18 protein-coding genes and 2 pseudogenes are annotated in these 21,159 nt (G+C 36.3%); 14 read left to right on the top strand and 6 right to left on the bottom strand.

Translation table 11 applies throughout. The features are described 5' to 3' along the window. Window positions 1–257, bottom strand: a pseudogene (locus tag C8270_RS20180) (hypothetical protein); the annotation flags it as partial. A 153-nt stretch (window positions 258–410) separates the two neighbouring features. Between C8270_RS20180 and C8270_RS18935 the strand changes: the two are divergent. From C8270_RS18935 to C8270_RS18925, 3 genes are read left to right on the top strand one after another with little or no spacing between them, the layout of a single operon-like run. Continuing rightward, entirely contained in the window at window positions 411–692 is a 282-nt protein-coding gene (locus C8270_RS18935; protein ID WP_106498331.1) for a YwqI/YxiC family protein, read from the top strand. 18 nt (window positions 693–710) lie between these two features. After that, window positions 711–2,345 (top strand): T7SS effector LXG polymorphic toxin, encoded by a 1,635-nt coding sequence (locus C8270_RS18930; protein ID WP_106498330.1) that lies wholly within the window; start codon window positions 711–713, stop codon window positions 2,343–2,345. Window position 2,346: 1 nt separating this feature from the next. Further along, entirely contained in the window at window positions 2,347–2,967 is a 621-nt protein-coding gene (locus C8270_RS18925) for an SMI1/KNR4 family protein (RefSeq protein ID WP_106498329.1), read from the top strand. Window positions 2,968–3,032: 65 nt separating this feature from the next. Here the strand turns inward: C8270_RS18925 and C8270_RS20335 are convergent, their stop codons facing one another. Beyond that, window positions 3,033–3,545, bottom strand: coding sequence for a hypothetical protein (locus tag C8270_RS20335; RefSeq protein WP_199794702.1), 513 nt, complete (start codon window positions 3,543–3,545; stop codon window positions 3,033–3,035). Between the two features lie 271 nt (window positions 3,546–3,816). On the opposite strand from C8270_RS20335, the gene C8270_RS18915 reads away from it, so the two are divergent. The 3 genes and pseudogenes from C8270_RS18915 to C8270_RS18905 all read left to right on the top strand — a co-directional run bounded on the left by C8270_RS18915 (window position 3,817) and on the right by C8270_RS18905 (window position 8,085). Beyond that, a complete protein-coding gene (locus tag C8270_RS18915; protein WP_234028599.1) occupies window positions 3,817–5,451 on the top strand; it encodes a GIY-YIG nuclease family protein in 1,635 nt (544 codons plus the stop codon). A 117-nt stretch (window positions 5,452–5,568) separates the two neighbouring features. Continuing rightward, window positions 5,569–6,951 (top strand): SIR2 family protein, encoded by a 1,383-nt coding sequence (locus C8270_RS18910; RefSeq protein ID WP_234028598.1) that lies wholly within the window; start codon window positions 5,569–5,571, stop codon window positions 6,949–6,951. A 729-nt stretch (window positions 6,952–7,680) separates the two neighbouring features. Beyond that, window positions 7,681–8,085 (top strand): annotated as a pseudogene (locus tag C8270_RS18905) (NUDIX hydrolase). Window positions 8,086–8,242: 157 nt separating this feature from the next. Here C8270_RS18905 and blaI read toward each other — a convergent pair. The 3 genes from blaI to bla all read right to left on the bottom strand — a co-directional run bounded on the left by blaI (window position 8,243) and on the right by bla (window position 11,691). Then, entirely contained in the window at window positions 8,243–8,626 is a 384-nt protein-coding gene (gene blaI, locus C8270_RS18900) for a penicillinase repressor BlaI (RefSeq protein ID WP_106498328.1), read from the bottom strand. A 20-nt stretch (window positions 8,627–8,646) separates the two neighbouring features. Further along, complete coding sequence (locus tag C8270_RS18895) at window positions 8,647–10,416, bottom strand: BlaR1 family beta-lactam sensor/signal transducer (protein WP_106498327.1); 1,770 nt, start codon at window positions 10,414–10,416, stop codon at window positions 8,647–8,649. 336 nt (window positions 10,417–10,752) lie between these two features. Further along, window positions 10,753–11,691 carry a class A beta-lactamase gene (bla, locus tag C8270_RS18890; protein WP_442785834.1) on the bottom strand — a complete coding sequence of 313 codons (939 nt, stop codon included), beginning with the start codon at window positions 11,689–11,691 and terminating at the stop codon, window positions 10,753–10,755. A gap of 360 nt (window positions 11,692–12,051) precedes the next feature. Between bla and C8270_RS18885 the strand changes: the two genes are divergently transcribed. From C8270_RS18885 to C8270_RS18850, 7 genes are all read left to right on the top strand, one after another. After that, window positions 12,052–14,064 (top strand): penicillin-binding transpeptidase domain-containing protein, encoded by a 2,013-nt coding sequence (locus tag C8270_RS18885; RefSeq protein ID WP_106498325.1) that lies wholly within the window; start codon window positions 12,052–12,054, stop codon window positions 14,062–14,064. Window positions 14,065–14,181: 117 nt separating this feature from the next. Beyond that, window positions 14,182–14,451, top strand: coding sequence for a hypothetical protein (locus C8270_RS18880; protein WP_106498324.1), 270 nt, complete (start codon window positions 14,182–14,184; stop codon window positions 14,449–14,451). Between the two features lie 620 nt (window positions 14,452–15,071). Further along, a complete protein-coding gene (locus C8270_RS20175) occupies window positions 15,072–15,227 on the top strand; it encodes a hypothetical protein (protein ID WP_158701786.1) in 156 nt (51 codons plus the stop codon). Between the two features lie 249 nt (window positions 15,228–15,476). Further along, complete coding sequence (locus C8270_RS18865; RefSeq protein WP_106498322.1) at window positions 15,477–15,875, top strand: hypothetical protein; 399 nt, start codon at window positions 15,477–15,479, stop codon at window positions 15,873–15,875. Window positions 15,876–16,582: 707 nt separating this feature from the next. Further along, the gene (locus tag C8270_RS18860) at window positions 16,583–17,632 is read left to right on the top strand and encodes an Rpn family recombination-promoting nuclease/putative transposase (protein WP_106498321.1); all 1,050 of its coding nucleotides are present in this window, start codon (window positions 16,583–16,585) and stop codon (window positions 17,630–17,632) included. 239 nt (window positions 17,633–17,871) lie between these two features. Continuing rightward, window positions 17,872–18,279 carry a hypothetical protein gene (locus tag C8270_RS18855; protein ID WP_106498320.1) on the top strand — a complete coding sequence of 136 codons (408 nt, stop codon included), beginning with the start codon at window positions 17,872–17,874 and terminating at the stop codon, window positions 18,277–18,279. A 155-nt stretch (window positions 18,280–18,434) separates the two neighbouring features. Then, the gene (locus C8270_RS18850) at window positions 18,435–18,833 is read left to right on the top strand and encodes a hypothetical protein (RefSeq protein WP_106498319.1); all 399 of its coding nucleotides are present in this window, start codon (window positions 18,435–18,437) and stop codon (window positions 18,831–18,833) included. Between the two features lie 360 nt (window positions 18,834–19,193). Here the strand turns inward: C8270_RS18850 and C8270_RS18845 are convergent, their stop codons facing one another. Further along, window positions 19,194–20,090, bottom strand: a complete 897-nt coding sequence (locus tag C8270_RS18845) for a glycine betaine ABC transporter substrate-binding protein (RefSeq protein ID WP_106498318.1) — start codon at window positions 20,088–20,090, stop codon at window positions 19,194–19,196. A 367-nt stretch (window positions 20,091–20,457) separates the two neighbouring features. On the opposite strand from C8270_RS18845, the gene C8270_RS18840 reads away from it, so the two are divergent. After that, complete coding sequence (locus tag C8270_RS18840; protein WP_106498317.1) at window positions 20,458–21,051, top strand: hypothetical protein; 594 nt, start codon at window positions 20,458–20,460, stop codon at window positions 21,049–21,051. The last annotated feature ends 108 nt before the right edge of the window (window positions 21,052–21,159 follow it).

The following is a 21,159-nucleotide window of genomic DNA, read 5'->3' as shown; positions in this document are numbered from 1 at the left end:
AAACCGTCTGTAAACCCAAGCCGTTCCAACATTCGCCCAATAATAACACTGACAATGACAGCAATCCCCACTTCACTCGTTAAGAAAGTATCGACAACAACTGGCTTTACCTCTTTGATAATGGTATCGAATAGTTGTGAAAGTGAGTCTGGAGCAAAGAATAGCAGGGCAAGTGAAATGACAACGATCGAAACACCAATCACTTCAAAAAGAGTCCACTTCGACCTGTTTTTTGGGACTTTTTGTTCATTCTCCATATGCTTACCTCCAGGCGTTTTTACTATAGGCTATGGCGGAGAGGGGGGATGTGTGTATGGGGGGATGGAAATGGTAATTTAGAAGGATAGGGGCAATATTCGAAATTGTGCTACCATGGAAATTGGGAAAACTTTATATGAGGGGGCTATGCAATGTCCACAGAAATTAAGATCGTGCAAAATCCAATAAAACAGGCTGTTACTAATTTGCAAAGCGCTACACAAGATTTTGAATCATCATTTACTGATAAGATAGAAGGGGAAAATCATCTGGATCTCCTGGAGCAGCTAAATCAATTAAATCGTACGTATTCATCCCTGATCAAGTTTTATCAGTCCTTATTGCTTGAACATATAAATGCAACCGAAAATTCTGTTGAAACGTTAATAGAAACCGATCAATCGATAGGGGAGTATCTAACCTTTTACAAGTAGGATTCAGGGAGGCGCGGAATGAAAAGTTTAGAGGTATCCAGTTTAAACAAAGGAATTGATGAAACATTACACGAAATTGAAAATGTACGAAGTCATGTAACGGAAGTTCAAAAAGGTGTCCGCGGGATTATTGATCTGGACAGTTATTTAAAAGGGAAAACAGGGGAATCCATTCGCTCATTTTTTGAAACGATTCATGGTCCTTTTTTGATATACTTATACCAATCTTTGATTCATTACACCCAAGCGTTGGAAAAACTTCAACAAGCTGTATATTCCTATGAACCGAATGAAAATGGCTTGGTACGTGAGGATTTTATGGATAATGATGTTCAGAATGGCTTGGATAAAGCGGAGAAGGTAACTGCAGCATTAGTTGAAGAAGCAAATGGGATAATTGCCAGCGTTTCGGATCTTGTATCTATACCCAATGTTGATATGGAAGAGTTTGGATCAGCTGTACAAAAGGGAAAAAGTAAGGTGAAAAATCATATCGAACAGCTGTATGACCTGGATAGCCAACAGACTAAATCGTTAAGCAAAGTGGGAGAAGATCTTGAGTTAATGAATCAATACATAAGCGAGATGGCACGCACTTTTTCCCAAGATTATTCGATCATATCGTTTAATGAATTAACAGCATTGAAGTTAACAACTCTCCCAACTATTTTAAAAGATGTATATGGTGAACCTGTTCCAGAAGAAAAAGAAGCGGATAGTTTATGGGACAATATAATAGAGGGTACTGCCACGTTTGCCAAAGGAGCAGGCAACACGATTAAAGGGACAGCTATTGGTGTTTATGATGTAGGGGCAGACACGTTAGGTGGTCTTTATGATACGGTAACAAATCCAATAAATACGTTAGAGTCAATGGGGCATATGGTGGCACATCCCATAAAAACTTCTAAATACATAGGAAATGCCATAGAAGAATCCTATGAGCGGGATATGGTCAATGGTAATGCAGAAAGTCGCGCACACTGGGTAACGTATTCATTGGGAACGATTGTAACATCAGTGGTTGGGACAAAAGGCGCTGGAATGGTTACAAAAGGTGCCGGAACTGCTACAAAGGCCGGAGTGGCGGGTGTGAAAAAAACTGGCGGGAAGATAAAGAATATAGACCTGTCAGACTTATTGCCTTATACGCCGCAATATCAGGTAGTGGCCGGTGGAGCCAAGGTACCTTATAATGTGGTGGATGGGAATTATTTGAAAGATCAATTGATATGGAAAATGAAGGTCTTTGTAGGTAACCCCCGAATAAGATTACCTAGAACCAATGGTAAATGGCAGGGAGAGCCAGGAAACGGAAAATGGTTTACCGAAAATGCCGATGCTCTAAAAGTTACAAAAGGTGAACCAGTAGAATTTAAAAATAATAGACCTGATTTTTCTCCATGGTCAAAAGGGCAACTTAAATTTAAAGAAGGTCAACTTAACGGTTCGGCTAGTGATTTTAAATTGGTCTATAAAAAAATTATGAAGGCAAAAGGTTTTAGCAGTTTAAGCCAAGCCAAAAACTGGCTGAGGGAAAAAGGTTTAACTCCTCACCATGTAGATTCTAATAATATACAATTGATACCTACAAAGTTACATAGGAATGTACCACATATAGGATCAGCGTCGGACTTAAGAGGAGGTTACTAATTTGGGTAAGAATTGTAGTTCAATAATAATAAATGTTTTAACAAAATTAGGTGTCAATCAACCTGCTATTTCTTTTAAAAACTTAAGAAGGGAGCATTTAAAAGCTCTAGAAAAAAAGTATAACATCGTAATTCCGAAAGAGTATAAGGAGTTTCTGGAGAGTTATGATGAAACTTTTTTTGAAAAGGAAATAATATATAAACCGATAGAGCCGTCACCAGTAATGACAAAGGAAGGCAAACAATATTTTGATGGTTTTTATGGACTAATGAGTGAAAATAATATTAATCAACAAATAGAGAGTTATGAAAATCGTATCCCGGGTAATTTAGTCCCTATTGGCGAGTGCCCAGCTGGGAATTTAATCTGCATTGGTGTTAATGAACCGGTCTTCGGTAAAATTTATTTTTGGAATCATGAAAATGAACTTGAAGCTAAATTAATGATTGGAGAGAAAGCAGATATAGAAAATATTGATTCATACTGGGACAATGTATATCTTATTTCTGAATCATTTGTGGACTTTCTTAATAATTTGGAAATAGAGGATGAATTTGAAAACGAGGATGTTGATGTGGAGGAAGTAGATTTATGGTTAGATGATGACCTAATGGACGATTAACGTTCTGGGGAAAATCTGTTTGCGGAAATAAAGATGGGAATTGAAAGGGTCAGTCCCCCACTGTGCTAAAGTGTTAGCGTGGTTGGGGACTGATCCTTTATCTTAATTAGCCCCAGTACGAATGTTGCAAAAGACTGTGGTGATTGGATCATCGTTGCTACAGCAATTTTTTGTTCTGATTTTGTTGCCTTTGCTTTCACAAGAATAGGCCCGGCAATTTTTCCAGCAGCATTGATGTCACCAAGGATATTATAGGCACTTGGAATAATGACGGACGGATTGATCTTAAACAAGCGCATAACGGGTACAAAGATCCGGATCAAACCGTCTGTAAACCCAAGCCGTTCCAACATTCGCCCAATAATAACACTGACAATGACAGCAATCCCCACTTCACTCGTTAAGAAAGTATCGACAACAACTGGCTTTACCTCTTTGATAATGGTATCGAATAATTGTGAAAGTGAGTCTGGAGCAAAGAATAGCAGGGCAAGTGAAATGACAATGATCGAAACCCCAATCACTTCAAAAAGATTCCACCTCGACCTGTTTTTTGGGACTTTTTGTTCATTCTTCATAAGCTTACCTCCAGGCGTTTTTACTATAGGCTATGGCGGAGAGGGGGGATGTGTGTGTGATGACGTTAACTATTTGTATAAGGGAGCAGTTGGTGAAGTAATTATTACAATAATCTGTTGGCGGTAAATATTATAAAAAAATTCCACTATTAACAATAGTGTATATACATAAGGGTTTATATGGTAGAATAGACTCATTATAATAGGTTGATTTGTTTTCTAAGATAATGTTGCCAAATCATATGCATGAATTAATAAAGGGGGAAATTATATGTCAACATATAGGGATAAATGGTGGTATTCTACTATTATAATTTGCATACTCTCGTTATTTAGTATATTAATTATTCCTGCAATACTCGCAAGTATATTATTAACTATTCAAATGAAAAATAGGAAGAATTTTTATGGAAGTTTAAAAGAGGATGAACTTTTAAATATGCCAATTAAAGACAAAGAGGAAAAAGTTGTTGAACTTAATAACAAAATAGATGTAGCCAATAAAGAGATTGAAGATAAGACTATACTGTTAAACGATAAAGAGAAATTTATTCAAGGTATAAAAGATGAAACGGAAGCATCAATGAAATCAGAACGTAATACAATCATCGAAAAGGCAAAAAAAGAAGCAGAACAAGTTATTAAAGAAGCAAATGAAAATTTACAATCTGTTGTTGAAAAAACGACGGAGTATAAGAATAGCATTGATGATTTATCTGAGGAATATGATCGATTATTAAAAGAGGTAAACAGATATAAAAATCAGGCTAGGAAATTCAAATCTGAAGTTATAGGGTTAAAAAAATTCAATGAGCGTTTTCCACATACTGTTAATTTTACTGATGTTGAAAATCAAATTGATAAATTGAATGATGAACTTTCTGAGGATGCTCTTCTTGGTACAGTGATTCGACTGCATTTACATTCAGATAACTCGAAGGAATTACGAAAACTTTCTAAAGCAACAAATAAAGAAATACAAAATGTACTTGGAAGATATGAAGACAGATATACTACGAAAGCAAACAAAACGATATATAATTTAATGATTATTGGTTTGCAGGCAGAAATGCAACTATTACTATTTCAACTGAAATACAATAAACTGGATGAATCCATTCAGTCTGTTAAAGATATCATAACAAAATATTTGGCAATCTGTGGTAACGGAAATCAATCTATTTTACCAACTATAACTAAATTTTTAACGGAGATTGAACCATTGTACGTGGAATTAATTAATATTGAATATAAATATTATGTGTACAGGGAACGTGAAAAGGAAGAGCAAAAATTAATTAAGGAGCAAATGAGACAAGAGGCACAAGAGAAAAAACAACTTGCCGCAGAAGAAAAAAAGTTAGAAAAAGAAGAGCAAAAATTCCAAGTAGAAATGACTAGAAACAGGCAGTTATTGGCTGAAGAAACAGATGAAGAAAAGATTAATCAACTAGAGAAGAGACTGAAAGAACTTGAAGGCCAAATGAAAAATATAAATGAAAAGAAGGAAGAAATTGCGAGTCTTACGCTAGGTAAAGCTGGATATGTTTATGTAATTTCAAATTTGGGTTCTTTCGGAGAAAATATGTTTAAAATCGGAATGACTAGAAGAATGGTTCCACAGGATAGGGTAGATGAATTAGGAAGTGCATCTGTGCCTTTTAAGTTTGATGTACATGCGATGATATTTAGTGATGATGCTGTAGGATTAGAACAAAGACTTCATAATGAGTTAAATGATCAGAGAGTTAACAAAGTGAATTATCGTAAAGAATTTTTCAAAACTGATATTAGTAGTTTACGTGAGATAGTAGAAGAAATAGATCCTACAGTTGAATTTGTAAAGACAATGTTAGCGGAAGAGTTTAATCAAACCATGGCGATTGAAGATTCCGTTGTTGCCTAAATAAATCTTGAAATAATGCTGTTAATAACAGTTTAATGTTCCTTAGGTACAAAAAGGAATACCGTTTTATAGTAACACAAGATCAACTAGATACTTATGAATGAGGGGGAATTGAAAATGACTATATTAGATGACCTTATTAAAGAAAATGAGTTTCCTATAGCATTTATTGGATCTGGAATATCTAAAAGGTTTTTACACAATTTTCCTAACTGGCATAATTTGTTAGCGGAATTCTGGGGCGAAACAGGGTTAACTAATTTCTATGGGTATTACAATAATTTAAAAGATAAATTAAAGACTGAAAACCCAAAGTACGATGAACGGGAGTTGGCTCACTATGCTAATGTGAGAATTGGAAAGGTACTTGAAACTGAATTTAACCAGGCATTTAATTCAGAAAGTATAAAAATTAATCGGTTTAGTCCAAAAGATGCTTATGAGACAAAGATGTCCCCATTTAAGGTAGCGATTGCAAGGCGATTTGGTAATTACAAGTTTAAGGAACATATGAAAAATGAGTATAATTCATTTAAAAAAATGTTAGTAAAAACCCAAATTATACTAACTACCAACTACGACGACTTCATAGAAAATTCCTATAATGAGGAAAGTGAATATAACATCAAAAAATACATTGGTCAAAACGGCTTTTTCGGGGAGACTATTGGTTATGCTGAGTTGTACAAACTTCATGGCTGTATAAAAAGTCCTAATGATATTATTATAACAGAAAGAGATTACGAGTATTTTGAAGAGAATTCTGTATTAATAAGTGCAAAAATTATTTCCATGATGATGCATTCACCGATTATTTTCCTTGGTTATTCACTAACGGATGTCAATGTGAGAAAAATAATTAAAGATGTAACAAGATCATTATCATCCGAGGAAATGAATATTTTAGAAAGGAAATTAATACTAGTTGAATGGGAAGAAGGTCAACAGAGATTAGTAGAAGAAGTTGTTAATGACAAGGATTTGGGTTGTAAACTAAGGGTTATAAAAACTGATAATTTCAAAGCGGTATTTGAAAAAATTAAAAGTATTAATCAAGGGATAGCACCGACCGAAGTGAGAAAGTATCAACATGTCATTAAGAAGCTTATAATTGACAGTGGAAAGAAAGGGACATTAAATTCTGTTTTAATATCACCAGAAGAAATAGAAAAACTAGAAGCTAACATGCAAGATAGAAATATTGCGGTGGCAGTGGGAGACCAAAAGTATATTTTTCAAATGCCGAATATTATTCAATACTCATTAGATTATATTTCAGATAAAGATGAGGTTAGTACTGAAGTAAGACTTAAGTTTGCTGCAAATCAGGGTGGAAACGACAGATTTCCCGTGCACAAGATTTTAGATGAAAAAGTGATAAGCAAAAGTTCATTACACCCTACAGAAAAGGAAAAGCTGATAAGGCGAGCGGATAAATATTCCGATTTTAGCTTTCATTATAGTAAAATAAATAAAAGCTCTATATTTTCACCGATCTAAGTAGATGTTGAATCCATAAGTAATACAGATGAGAAAAAGCAAAAGATGTTTGAGACATTGTCTTTTCACATTAAGGAATTAAATTTAAATGAATTAAAAAATTTATTGGTTAAAGAACTGGAGGAATTAGAAGCAAGAGGGGAAATTAGAATAATGACTGAGTTAAGAAGGTTGTTATTACTATACGATATCATAAAAAACAAAGGAAGCAATCCCTAACCACGGTGTGTGATTGCGATTACTTCCCTGCTTTATCTAAGTAGAATTCTACATTATATTCTTATGTAAGTCAAATATCTTTATGCTATTAATGAGATTATAATTTAACAATAAAGGGATTTAACAACCACGATATGGGAAATTTCTAAAGAGGGAGCAGAGAAAAGAATGTTTTTAATAATGCAAATGGGGAAGAACCATGATCGATCCAAGAACTGAAAGGCCGCCATGTTGGTACATGAAGCGGTCACAATAGACCAAACCCCGTCAAGAGGGTAGGGCAGCTAGAGAAATAATCCCTCACATACCGGCTAAAGTGCATGAGGGGATTATTTTTTTATGACGACCAAAGTTTGGACCTGTTAAGTTTGCAAAAAATCGTTAAGTTGAATGGCGTATTAATAATGTTACGATTAGACGCAATACTTCTGGTAAATACTTCATTCTACTGGAACAAGCAACGAATATTATTAGATAATTGTTTTATGTAATAGTGGGATGGTGAGGAAAGTGCGAAGAGTGGATGTAGTATATGGGCTTATTTGTGAGCAAAAAAACGTTCTAATGGTTAATAATCATGGTGGTAGCTGGTCTCTTCCTGGTGGAGCAGTTGAAAAAGGGGAAACGTTAGAACAGGCAGTTATTCGTGAGGTTAAAGAAGAGACAGGTTTAAAAGTAGAAGTTGAAAACATTGTTTCGGTTAACGAAGCCTTTTTTAAGGAAAGGGGCCATCACGCTTTGTTTATAACATTCAAAGCGAAAATAATTAATGGAACTCCCTCAATTTAAGATGAAAATGAAATATCAGAAATAAAATGGGTGGATTATCAAACAGCGAATAAATTAATGCCTTATAACCCCAGTGGTGTAGAAGGTTTGCTTGAGTCTTCCTCTCCTTACACTTTTCAGGGTTAAAAATAACTTCCCTAATGTTCGCTATCGGGGGTGCCATTCTTGAATGAGAATGGCACCCGTGTTATATAAGGGCCAAACTGCTGAATAAAACTTTTTGGACTAATCCAGTAGGTGTAGTCAAAGGATGCTTTCAGCTTTTAAAAGAGAGGGCACGGTCTTATTTTTTATCCTGCTTCTTATCCAAGATGGATCTTAGTTCTTTAATTTCTTCTTCAGAGAGGTCTTCATCCTGAATGAATTGAACGAGCATCGATTTTAAGGTGCCATCATAAAATCGTTTTACAAAGGAGTCTGTTTTGGCACGTTGGCATTCGTCTTGGGAATAAAGCGGATAGAATGTATAAACTCTCTGATTCTTATGGACGCCGACGACTTCTTTTTTAGTGAGCCGGTCCAATAGGGTACGCACGGTTTTCGGCTTCCAATTCGTTTGTGCCTGCAAGGATGAAATGATATCGCTTGCTGTTTGCGGTGCTTTTTCCCAGAGCACCTTTAAAACTTCCCATTCCGATTCCGAAATAGCGGGTATTTTATTCGTCACGTGAATCCCTGCCTTTATTTTTAATAGATGCCTTTATTGTGTAAAATGGATTTCGTAATTTCGGCAGCTTTACTGCCACTGGTATGATGGTTGTTTTCGATATTGGTTGCGAAGAAATACGTGTTGTTTTCCGTTTCTACATATCCAATGAACCAGCCATTCACATTTTTCCCGTTGACCGTTCCAGTGCCGGTTTTGCCATAGAGTGTTGCACTGTCTTTCGTCTCCAGTTTGATGGCATCTTTTACGAATTGAATGTTCTTCCCATTGAATCCAAATTGGTTTGTATAAAAGTCTTTGAGTGTCTGCACTTGTTCAATCGGTGAAATTTTCAAGGAAGATTCGAGCCAATAGTCTTCGATTCCACCCGATAGATTCTGATTACCATACTGTATTTTATCAAGGTAAGATTCAATGTTTTTCATCTGTACCTTTTTGTCCAGCTGCTGGAAGTACCAGGTTACGGAATTTTCCATTGCAGTAAATAAATTTTGATTCTGGTTCCAACTTTGATAAGGATATGAGTTCCCATTCCACTTCAAGGAATTGTCATTTCGTGTGATGATATCGGACTCCAATGCAAATAATGCACTGTAAATTTTGTACGTGGAATTCGGTGAAACCCGTAATGTGCTCTTGTCTTTATTATAGATATTGTATTGCTTCTCCTGTAAATCGTACAGCACAAAGCTGCCTTCATATTCATTGAAAAATGCGCTTAAATCCTCATACACTGTCTGCTTATTGTCAAAATCAATCCGGTCATCACCATAAGGCATTGCAGAAACAACTGGTATCTGACTTATAACAACTCCAGCAAGAAGTATAAAAATCAGGATACTTTTCAGTTTTACCAGCTTTGTTTCAAATGTAAAAGCTGCAATATGTTCAATCCGTTTTTTTAATTGCTTTTTTGAACTAGCGAGCTGGTTAGTCATTGTGAAATTCCTTGGAAGATAGGATTTATCTGCAAACATAATAATCGTGTGTCCGTATGCTGCATGCTGGTTTTGATCCAATGTATTTAGGACAGCACTGTCACACGCAATTTCCCGGTCCAATCGCATTTTCTTGAACGCCATCCAGATCAATGGATTGAACCAGTATAAAGTCTGGAATAGGACTATCAGATAATTTGTGGCAATGTCTTTATATTTATAGTGATGTAATTCATGCAGCAAAATGTATTTTATTTCATCCATAGACAGCCACGTTTCAGCATGACGTGGCAGGATTACATAGGTTTTAAATATCCCGAACGTTAATGGGGATTTGATTAGTTGTGATTCCGCCAACACCAGTGGATCCGATACATTCAGTCGTTGTTTGCACTGTTCGAATAATGATAGAATCTTGTTATTCGTTACCAGGCTTGTGGACTTCTTTATTTGTCGCAGTTTTATCCAGGCGTGAATGACCAAAGCAATCATCACGAGCATGCCTGCAATCCATATGCTGATTAAAACATGATTTAAAAACGTCAAATCAATCCGGTTAACAGATGTTGAAAAATCGTGCAGCCAATTTCCATTTTCTGTTAGGTTTTCGGTTATGGTGCTGGATGGTGACTGCTGATTACTGTTTTGGCTCCCATTCCACGTGAACTTACCCCTGAAGTTTAATAATTGCGTTGGGAGATAGGGTAGTAGTAAAGCAATTAGTAACAGGAACCAGAGATTATATTTCCATTTGGATGACAACTGGTTCTTAAAAATCTTTCGGATTAGCATGATAACGATGACCATAATAGAAGATATGAACAAGCTAAGAGCCAGATGGAGGGCAGACATTTTTTCATCTCCTTAACAGCGAAGTTATTTACTTAAAATACCTTAATTTTACGACTGCGTCAATTATGCATTTTTATATGAACATGGTGTATGAGGAAGATAATTCCCATAGCATGGAAAAAAATAAAGAATAACATAATTTTGAAATGAGTCTATGTATATAGGTGAAAACATAGTGATTTTATCAACGATATGGTAGGGAAAATTGGGATCACAATTTACATTTACTCGGAAAAGGAATGCCGTTACAAAGGGCCAAATAAAATTTGTGAGAATAAATGGGGGTGTGAAGGATCACACGTGAGTTCTGACCGACATGTGTGATCCCAGATTTTTTTATTTTAAAGTGTTCAGTGTGATTTTGGCAGCCTTCGCAACCAGCGCATCGTCATATTCGGCATTCTTTGTATCGCGCCGGGACATAACTACAATGACGATTGGTTCTCTGTTTGGCGGCCAAACAACGGCAATGTCATTTCTTGTTCCGTAGCTTCCCGCTCCGCTTTTGTCTCCAACTATCCATCCCTCTGGTACGCCTGCACGTATCAGTCGATCTCCTGTTGCATTTCCTTTCATCCAGTCGATAAGCACTTCACGCTTATCATCTGGAAGAAAGTCATCAAGGGCAACTTTCTTCAGACTGGTTGCCATAGCTCTTGGTGTGCTGGTATCACGCTTATTCCCCGGCATGAATTCATTCAATTCGACTTCATATCGTTCGGGTTGGGTAACGTCATCATCAATGTCACGTAAGGCTTGCTTAAATTTATCAGGCCCCCCGATTGCCTCAAGTAGGAGGTTCCCCGCGGTGTTGTCACTTTTCTGTATGGCCGCTTCACTTATTTCCAACAGTGTCATACCGGTATTCACATGTTTCTCGGTAACCGGAGAATAGGTAACTAAATCATCCTTGGTGTATGTAACGACTTTTTCAAGATTTTTTATGTCGTTTTGCTTCAGCAGGATTGCTGCAGCCAAAACTTTGAAGGTGGATGAATAGGCAAAACGTTCATCCGATTGATATTCGACGGTTTGATTCGATCCTGTATCAATTGCATAGACACCGACTCGAGTATCAAACTCATTTTCAAGCTGTGCAAATTTTTCGTCCTTATTAATCGTTTGCCCTGACTCGTTCTCCTTGTCGGATGATTCATCGGTCTTACTACTGCCCGTATTTACGCATGCGGTAAGTGTTGTAAGTAGCAGCAATGTTATGGACAGTGTAAACAAACCTATGCTGATTTTGTATGGATTTGCTTTTTTCACAATGATACCTTCTTTCTATTAGATTGAAATGCCTATACTTGGTTTACTTCGTTTTCCAACCGTTATTTGTAAGCATTTTATACCTTCTAATTTACTCATTGGACTACAAGTGTAATACAATATTACGTTTGTAGTCAAATGAAGTCAAGCGGAAATTAAAATGAGTCTGAGACAACGAGATATGAAGCTGAAATGTAAGAGCAGAGTTTTATTGGTTACACTGCTAGATTGATGATTTCCCTAACTCCAGAAATGGTTGACATACATTGATTACAAATGTAGTATAATATTACACTTGTAATCTAGGTAATTGCCTTTCTGGAAGAGGTAAGATCTGATGTATTGTTTGTAAAGGAGTTGAAAAGCTTGAAACGAATTTGGATAGGCATAATCATGGCTATATTTCTTGCTGTTATGGCAGGTTGTTCAGATAAGATAAAACCAGAGGATACTTTTAAAGCATATCTTTCTAGTTGGGAGGACATGGATTTTGAAAAAATGTTTCAGCATCTATCACAGCAATCTAAAAAGGAAATCACTAAAAAGGAATTTGTGGAGCGATATAAGGATATCTACAAAGGAATTGAAATCAAGAACTTACAGGTGGATGGAATATTCAATAATAAAGACGAAGAGAATTTGAAAGACGATTCTGTTGCCTTCAAATACCATGTAAAAATGGAAACGATGGCGGGACCTATTGAATTTACTCATCAGGCAACTTTAGTTAAGGAAAAAAATGAATCTAACAAGGAATGGTTCGTGGAATGGGAACCAGCGCTTATTTTTCCTTCTCTAGAAAAAGGGGAAACAATCGGGGCAGAAACATTAGAAGCGTCGCGAGGGGAAATCAGTGATAGAAACGGAAGCGGGCTTGCGATTAACGCCAAAGCCAACGTTATTGGAGTCGTACCAGGTAAATTTGACAATGAAACTGAAGAATCTAAGGAAAAGTTATCTGATTTATTGGGAATAACGATTGATGAAATAAACAAGAAGTTAAATGCCTCATGGGTGAACCCAGATTCATTTGTTCCGCTTGCCACATTGCCGCTGGGTGAAAAAAACCTTAAGCCTTTTTTTGAAATTCCAGGTGTGGCAGCTCAGGAAAAAATTGTTCGTACATATCCTTTTGGGGTTTCGGCAGCTCACTTAACCGGATATGTACGTGAAATCACCGCAGAACAACTTGTGGAGTTGGAAGAAAAAGGATATTCTTCAGGAGATATCGTTGGCAAAACTGGATTGGAGAAGATTTTTGAGAAAAGGCTAAGAGGGGAAAATGGTGGTCATATTTATATTAAGAAAACAAATGGAAGTTTTAAGGAGACGTTGGCAAAAACGGAGCCTATTCCAGGAGAAGACGTGCAGCTAACAATTGATGCCAATCTTCAGCAAGAAATATATGATCAGTTGAAAGGAGATGCTGGGACTGCTGCAGCTGTAGATCCAAAAACGGGAGCGGTTTTATCTTTAGTCAGTTCACCTTCATATGATCCAAATGCTTTCATAAGAGGGCTTTCTGATGAACAATGGAAGGAATGGAGCGATAATCCCGAAGAACCTTTTTTAAATCGCTTTATCAATCGCTACGCACCAGGTTCAGTATTTAAGACGATCACAGCAGTTGTAGGATTAAAATCAGGTGTAACGGATCCGGGTGAAACCAGACATATCGAGGGGCTTCGCTGGTCAAAAGATAAGTCATGGGGCGACTACTATGTTACACGCGTTCATGATAAAACTTCCGTGAATTTGCGAGATGCATTTGTTTATTCTGACAACATTTATTTTGCGCAAGAAGCACTCGAAATGGGAAAAGACACCTTTTTAACAGAAGCAAAGGCATTCGGATTTGAAGAAGAACTTCCTATTCCATTTTCTATTGAACCCTCCATACTTTCAAATAATGGGATAGGTAGTGAAGCACAGCTGGCTGACTCTGCCTATGGTCAGGGAGAGGTTATGATGAGTGCCCTTCATCTTGCATTAGCTTACACACCGTTTGTGAATGAAGGTGATTTGTTATCCCCTTACCTATTGAAGGAAGAAGGAGAACGAACCGTATGGAAGGAAAATTTAATGGAATCGAAAAACTCAGAATTAATTCAGGAAGATTTAATCCAGGTTGTTGAGGATCCTAATGGTACGGCCCACAGTGCTTATATCTCTGGCATGACCATTGCAGGCAAGTCTGGTACAGCCGAAATAAAAAAAGATAAAGACGACAAAAACGGGACAGAAAATGGCTGGTTTGTTGGATTTGATACAGAAGATAATGAATTGCTGCTAGCAATGATGATTGAAGATGTGAAACAGCGTGGCGGCAGCGGCTATGTCGTTCCGAAAGCAAGAAACGTTTTTGCATCGTTGCAGTAGGAGACTGTTAACGAAAAGGTATTGGGATGCTTCGGCACACATATTTGAAAACCAATGGTACTTATTTGCATAACTGGCTTGAATTTATGAGAGAAATTTTTAGAAAGAAAGATTTTAATGAATTCTTGGAACACGATTTTCAGAACGTTTAGATTTAAAAAAAATGCATTTGTATTCATTCTCTCATGTGTCACACTTGTAACTTGTTCAGAGGATAATGCTCATTCTGCTCAACCTGAACAAAAAGACCAAGAAACCGCAAATACAAATGCCTTTGCCAAACCCGAGAATAAGCTTGATGCTAGACTTGGTGTCTTTACAATGGACACTGGTACAAACCAATCCGTAACGTATCAGATGAGCGTTTTGCATATTCCGGAAATTTGATCAGCAAAATGCTTTTTAAGTGTAGGCGTTATATAATCCCTGCTGTAATTAGACGGGGATTATATGACGCTTACTTTTTAAAGAGTTTATGCCTGAATTTTTCCCTATTCTTATTATTTATGGTATATTCATGAATAATAGGGAATGAACAAGCAATCGGTCAATTGAACCACGAAAAGCTGATAAGGTGTAAATATCCCTTATCAGGCCTTTTGTTTATATTCGTATTCAAGCCAACTCAAACCGTTCCATAATATCAAATTCCGTTCCTTGGTACTCACTAATTCCCATGTTCCATATCCATCTATTTCTACCTTTCCGCCCCTTTGTTCTGATTGTATCAAATGATAAGATTTTCCGTAATCCAGTTGTGACCAGTAGTTCACGCTACTTAGGAACTTCCTGATACTAGATCCATTAAAATCCATACTATAACTTCATTTTAATCCATATTATCAATAGCCTCTTGAAAGGAGTCTTTCAAATATTCATCAAAAGTTAAATATCTTTTTAATTCTTGTTTGCTTATATCATCCCACCGTACTACAGAGTCGTCCATTGTGTTTAGAACGAAGAGATTCGCCGCTTATCATTTGGTGACTTTTTAAACAACTTCTTAAATGGATTATATTTTGTTTGTTTTATTTATATTGATCGGTTTGCTACTTGGAACGACGAAACAAGAAAAGAGATGGATTGGTTGGGGCGGGGCACTATTGGTAGTTGTTTTTAAAATTGTTAGCGAGATCATTAAGTTCCAGTCTGGTTTTTTTTGAAACTCGTAGTGTGGCAGCCAGTGAGGCAGTTGGAACATGGGTTTCTCCTTGTTTTTTTTAGGCCTTTATCTACTTGGAATGATTAATTATCGCCTCCTTAAAACAGCCTTAAAAAGAAAAACATGGAAAAGATGGGTGCTCATTCTGGTGGTATGTATCTATAAACAAGACTTTGGTATATGTTCGTATCTCCTAGATAAACTAACATAAGGAAAAGCTTATTAGTTTTTTTAGTGAAAGGGGGACATCGTGTTTTCTTTTCGTGGTGATGCACATAAAACATATTTGACATTAAAGCGACAAAAAGACATCCATACTAACAAAATACTTAAAGAAACTGCTGAAATTAAATCCTTTTATAAATCCCTTGATAGCGAAATTCTCAAATTAGTCTATTATCGAATGGTTAAAGAACAAAGCGGAACCGGTATAATTCCCATATTTGTCACTGCAATTCCTTGGCTATTGTTTTTGTTTTCAAATACTATTCAAGACTTTTTGTTTCGTAACAACAATCTAATTTGGATAGGTTTTGTTTCGCTATATCTTATAATCCTAACTGGAAGTGCCATCCTACATTTTAAAGAAAAGGCATGGTCCGCACTTCACATTGAAATTATCACGGACGTTTTAAATGAAAGGGACTAAAGCAAGTAACTCAACTTTCGCACCGATAAAATAAGATCAAACAGTTAGCTGAGGAAACTTTGAACGTCTCTAATAAGTGCCTTGACAACTCTGTTAAACCTAAAGACTGTTAAGATTGAGACTGCGATTACTCGCTTTATTGAAAACATTTGNTTTCGCACAGATAAAATAAGATCAAACAGTTAGCTGAGGAAACTTTGAACGTCTCTAATAAGTGCCTTGACAACTCTGTTAAACCTAAAGACTGTTAAGATTGAGACTGCGATTACTCGCTTTATTGAAAACATTTGTTGATTTATATACAAAATACGAGAGCAACGGGGTCAGACCCTCCTTTACGCAGAGTATATGTTGACCTCCAAGTGCGTGCTTTGAAAATTTAGTATTATCATTAAATAGATGGGCAATTCATGTTAAAGAAACTGACTTGTGAATTGGTTTTGATATTTATTACTGGTAAGGGGGTGAAAATGTTATGATTAAGAATGATTATTTCGGAAGGGCTTCCTAAAATATTGTGTAATAAATCTAATTATATTTTCACCTTTTATGAAAAAAGAACACTTGTTTGTTAGTCTGGGTTTTGATATAATATAAATAGAAATACTCCTCGGTAAGTCCTCATATAATTTAAAGGAAGTGTTGATATGACACTGGTAGAACTGCCGATTTAAAAAACCACTAATTACACTACAGTTACTCAAGTAATGGAAGATCGAAATGAATACACCAAGCGAAAACAGGAAATTAATAGATCAAAATTACTTAAACGCATTCCACTAGAACAACTAATGGATTTAAAAGTTGATTACGCCTTCAAACAACTATTTGGAAATGAAAAGAATAAGGATATTACTGTTGTATTTTTGAATGCAATTTTGCAGAAAACAGGTAGGAATCAAATCAAGGATATCTCATTTATGAATACGGAATTCAGCGGGGAATATGTTGATGATAAACAGTCAAGACTGGATCTGCTAGTTGTTACAACTGCCGATGAAAAGATCAATGTAGAAATCCAATTTACAAATAAATATGATATGATTAAACGTTCCATCTATTACTGGTCCAAGGCATATTTAAGCTCACAGAAAAAGGGAATGGGTTATACAGAATTGCGACCGGTAATTTCAATCAATATTCTTAACTTTGATCTTTTTAGTCAAACAGAACGTTTCCATACTTCCTATCATTTATATGAAGATGAAGACCAGTTCAAACTGACGAATGTGATGGAATTTCATTTTATTGAGATGAGCAAGTTAATAAAGGATTGGAAAGATGATAAACTTGATCCATGGAATGATGCGTTGGTAAGATGGCTTTTGCTGCTTGGCATGGTCGATTCTAGAAACGGTAAAATCTATGATGATATTTATAAGGAATTGGAGGAGATGGCCTTGAAAGATGAGTCACTAAGGGAAGCCTTTCATAACTGGGAAGGGCTGAGCATGGAACAGGAACAAAGGCTTGTTTATGAATCCCGATTGAAACAAATTATGGATGAGGAAGCAGCCCAACGAGAAGCTGAATTGCGAGTACAACACGCCGAACAAAAGGCTGAGCAAAAGGCAAAGGAAGCTGAGCAAAAGGCTGAGCAAAAGGCTGAGCAAAAGGCAAAAGAAGCTGAGCAAAAGACAAAGGAAACCATTGCCCATCGACTTTTAGAAAAAGGACTGGAAATTGAATTAGTTTCTGATTCTACCGGCTTGCTCAAGAATAAAGTTATTGACATCCAGCGTGGTATGCAAAAATAAGTTGGTTTACTCTCGCTAAATTTGAATATTGGAAGAATAATTTTAAAGTGCGTGTTCAAAAAGTTGCCAAATTAGAAGCAGGAAGGTCGAGGTGGCGTAGTCTTGAGGACCGGGTTTGCACACGAGGTGCTGACTTCTATGTTGGCTATTGACGTGGGGCGGGCTCAATAGAAGTTCCTTTATAGCCAACGAAGAGATTCGCCGCTTATCATTTGGTGACTTTTTAAACAGCTTCTTAAATGGACTATATTCTGTTTGTTTTATTTGCATTGGTCGGTTGGTGTATGTTGATTGGAACGACGAAACAAGAAAAGAAATGGATTGGCGGAATCAGAGCGCTACTTGCTGTTGTTTTTATAATGGTTAGCCAGATTATTAAGTTCCAGTCTGGTTTTTTTGAAACTCGTAGTGTGGCAGTCAGTGAGATAGTTGGAACATGGGTTGCTCCTTATTTTATTATTTTAGGCCTTTATCTACTTGGAATGATTAATTATCGCCTCATTAAGACCGCCTTAGGAAGAAAAATATGGGAAAGGTGGGGGCTCATTCTATTTGATATTCTGCTCAGCCTTGTTTACCTCTGGTTCGGCTCGACTGCTTTATTTGTTGTGGCTTTCACCTATTTTCCGTTCGCACCATATCAGTAGGGTGGGGGGATTATTAGTCAAAAAAAGCTTTTGATTGGGTGTATATCTATTGTTAACCTAAACATATTTTTGGTATATGTTTGTATTCCCTAGATAAACTAACGCATAGTGAGTAAAGAAGACTTTATTAGGTTTTTCAGTGAAAGGGGGACATCATGTTTTCTTTTCGTGGGGATGCACATAAAACATATCTAACATTAAAGCGACAAAAAGATATCCATACTAACAAAATACTTAAAGAAACTGCTGAAATTAAATCCTTCTATAAATCCCTTGATAGCGAAGTTCTCAAATTAGTCTATTATCGAATGATTAAGGAACAAAGCGGGACCGGTATAATTCCTATATTTGTCACCGCAATTCCCTGGCTATTGTTTTTGTTTTCAAATAGTATTCAGGACTTTTTGTTTCGAAACAACAATCTAATTTGGATAGGTTTTGTTTCGCTATATCTTATAATCCTAACTGGCAGTGCCATCTTACATTTTAAAGAAAAGGCATGGTCCGCACTTCACATTGAAATTATCACGGACGTTTTAAATGAAAGGGACTAAAGCAAGTAACTCAACTTTCGCACAGATAAAATAAGATCAAACAGTTAGCTGAGGAAACTTTGAACGTCTCTAATAAGTGCCTTGACAACTCTGTTAAACCTAAAGACTGTTAAGATTGAGACTGCGATTACTCGCTTTATTGAAAACATTTGTTGATTTATATACAAAATGCGAGAGCAACGGGGTCAGACCCTCCTTTACGAAACAAAAAAGGGTAATCGAAATAACGTTTTCCGCGCTATTTCCCGATTACCCATCTTTTTTGCATTGACAACAAGCAGCTGGTGGTTCACTGTAATTTGTTCTTCATGCCAAATACCGGCACACAGAGACTTCACCAGGCACTTATTATTTATTTCTCTACTCCATTAAGTCTTCAATGGAATCAATATCCATGTAAGCAGGAACAACAAGACCATTCCGTGTACCAGTCAGGTTAACTCCTAAATCTTCAAAATCTCCTTTATACTTTTCATAGTAAGCGGTATGTGTGGATGGCAACCACGCACCTACCATAGCATCTGCACTTCCATCAGCAACACTGGCAAACATTGGACCTGGTTCTACTTGAATTAATTCCACGTTATAATCTAATTTATTATCCAATACGTATTTTACAACATTTGAACTGGCAATTACATCAGCCCAGGCAACATACGGCACCTTCACTTTTGCTCCATTGCCAGGCTCTGCTCCTTCAATCCAAGAATTAACCAATTCCTCGTTATTTTCAACCCATTCTTTTGCTGCTTCTTGTTCTTCCATACCATTTTCAATTTTCAGCATTACCTCTTGCAGGTGATCCGGATCCCAATTGAATTGGTCAAAGAACGTATATGCGCCAGGCAAATCCTCCTTTAAACCTTTCCGTACGAGTGTGTTTATATCCTCTTTCCCGCCAAAAGCACCTTTTGGATCGTCCAGCATCTTTAAATCATACTTAAAAAACTTCCAGTGTGGAATCCAACCAGTTACGATGATTGGCTCTTCATTTTCAATTGCACTTCCTAATTCCGCTGTCATTGCGGCACCAGAGCTTTCTTGAACTTCCCATTTGTCATCGAGACCATATTCTGGTAGTACTGTATTGATTGTCATCTCCATAAGCCCAGCTCCTGGATCAATTCCTACAATCGTATAATCAAGCTTTTCACCAATAGACGCACTAGCATCATCTGTGTCCGTATTTCCTCCACATGCTGTTAAGCCTATTAATAAAATTAAAGCTGTTGTAATTCCTAAAAGTTTTTTTAACATTTAGTATCCCCCTTGATGATTTCTTGTACAATTTCCCCAAATTGAATATTTTGATTACATAGTAAAGTTTTTCATATTATAACGACAATCTCAAAGTCCAAAATCAATCACATTCTATATTAAATTTGTATAATGATAATATCTTACCAATATAATATGGTATATTCTTAGAATCACACTGTTTTACTTTATTTTACTTTCAATAAACTTTTCGCTTTTGTTGTTATAATACTCAAAAAGCTTGGGTTATTAGGTGGTTCAATTTTAGGTTGTTATCTGGTTCAAATTTCGATTACCATATACACAGGTATTTGAAATAATAGCCATTAAGTTTATCAGAGTTAATGAAGTGGAAGGAGAATTTTAATTGAATAAGAAAAAAGCTGCTTGGGGAGTAGGAGAATTTATTGTACTCATTTTACTTTTTGTTTCTATAATGACGTGGTTTTATCCTTTTTCCCACTTCAGTGCCCATAAAAGTTATACCTACAAGCCAGGTAAAGTTTTATATAATGATGATCAAACTTATAAAGACATCCTGAATGAATTTAAAGAATCCTATGAAAAAGAGTTGGATAACGAATTTGAAAATACAAATAATGGCATCGATTTAACCATAGATCGAACTCGATACATTCTTCCTATTTTTGAGCAGGATTGGTTAATCGGTACAGACCCAGTATCGATGGATAAAAATAAATTGGATAAAATGCTTGTTGATGTGAAACAGACTACAGATAGCTTGTTGGATCTTGTAGCAAATGAAGATTATACGAGTCAGGAAAAAGGTTACTTAATTAACAGTATAAAGAATTTTCTAAGATTGGAAGAAAGCATTACGCGGTTAAAAGAAGAAAAGTATTTTTCAAGAAATGAATTAAGCAATTTATTTGGTAATCTTCGTAACCATTTTAGAAGCAACTTTGATTTATTTGTTACTTTTTATGAAAGATCACACTAATGTGATATCGTTCAACAAAGGAGCGCACATCTTGAATAAGAATCATTCCTGGATCGGGCCAGATTGTTTAACAGGGTGTTGATTTTAGTGAGGTAACAGTTTTTAGAA

Source organism: Lentibacillus sp. Marseille-P4043 (assembly GCF_900258515.1).
In the GTDB taxonomy this organism is placed as follows: Bacteria; Bacillota; Bacilli; order Bacillales; family Amphibacillaceae; genus Lentibacillus_C.
Note: the sequence above shows the minus strand (reverse complement) of the source record. Positions and strands in the feature narration are given on the sequence as shown.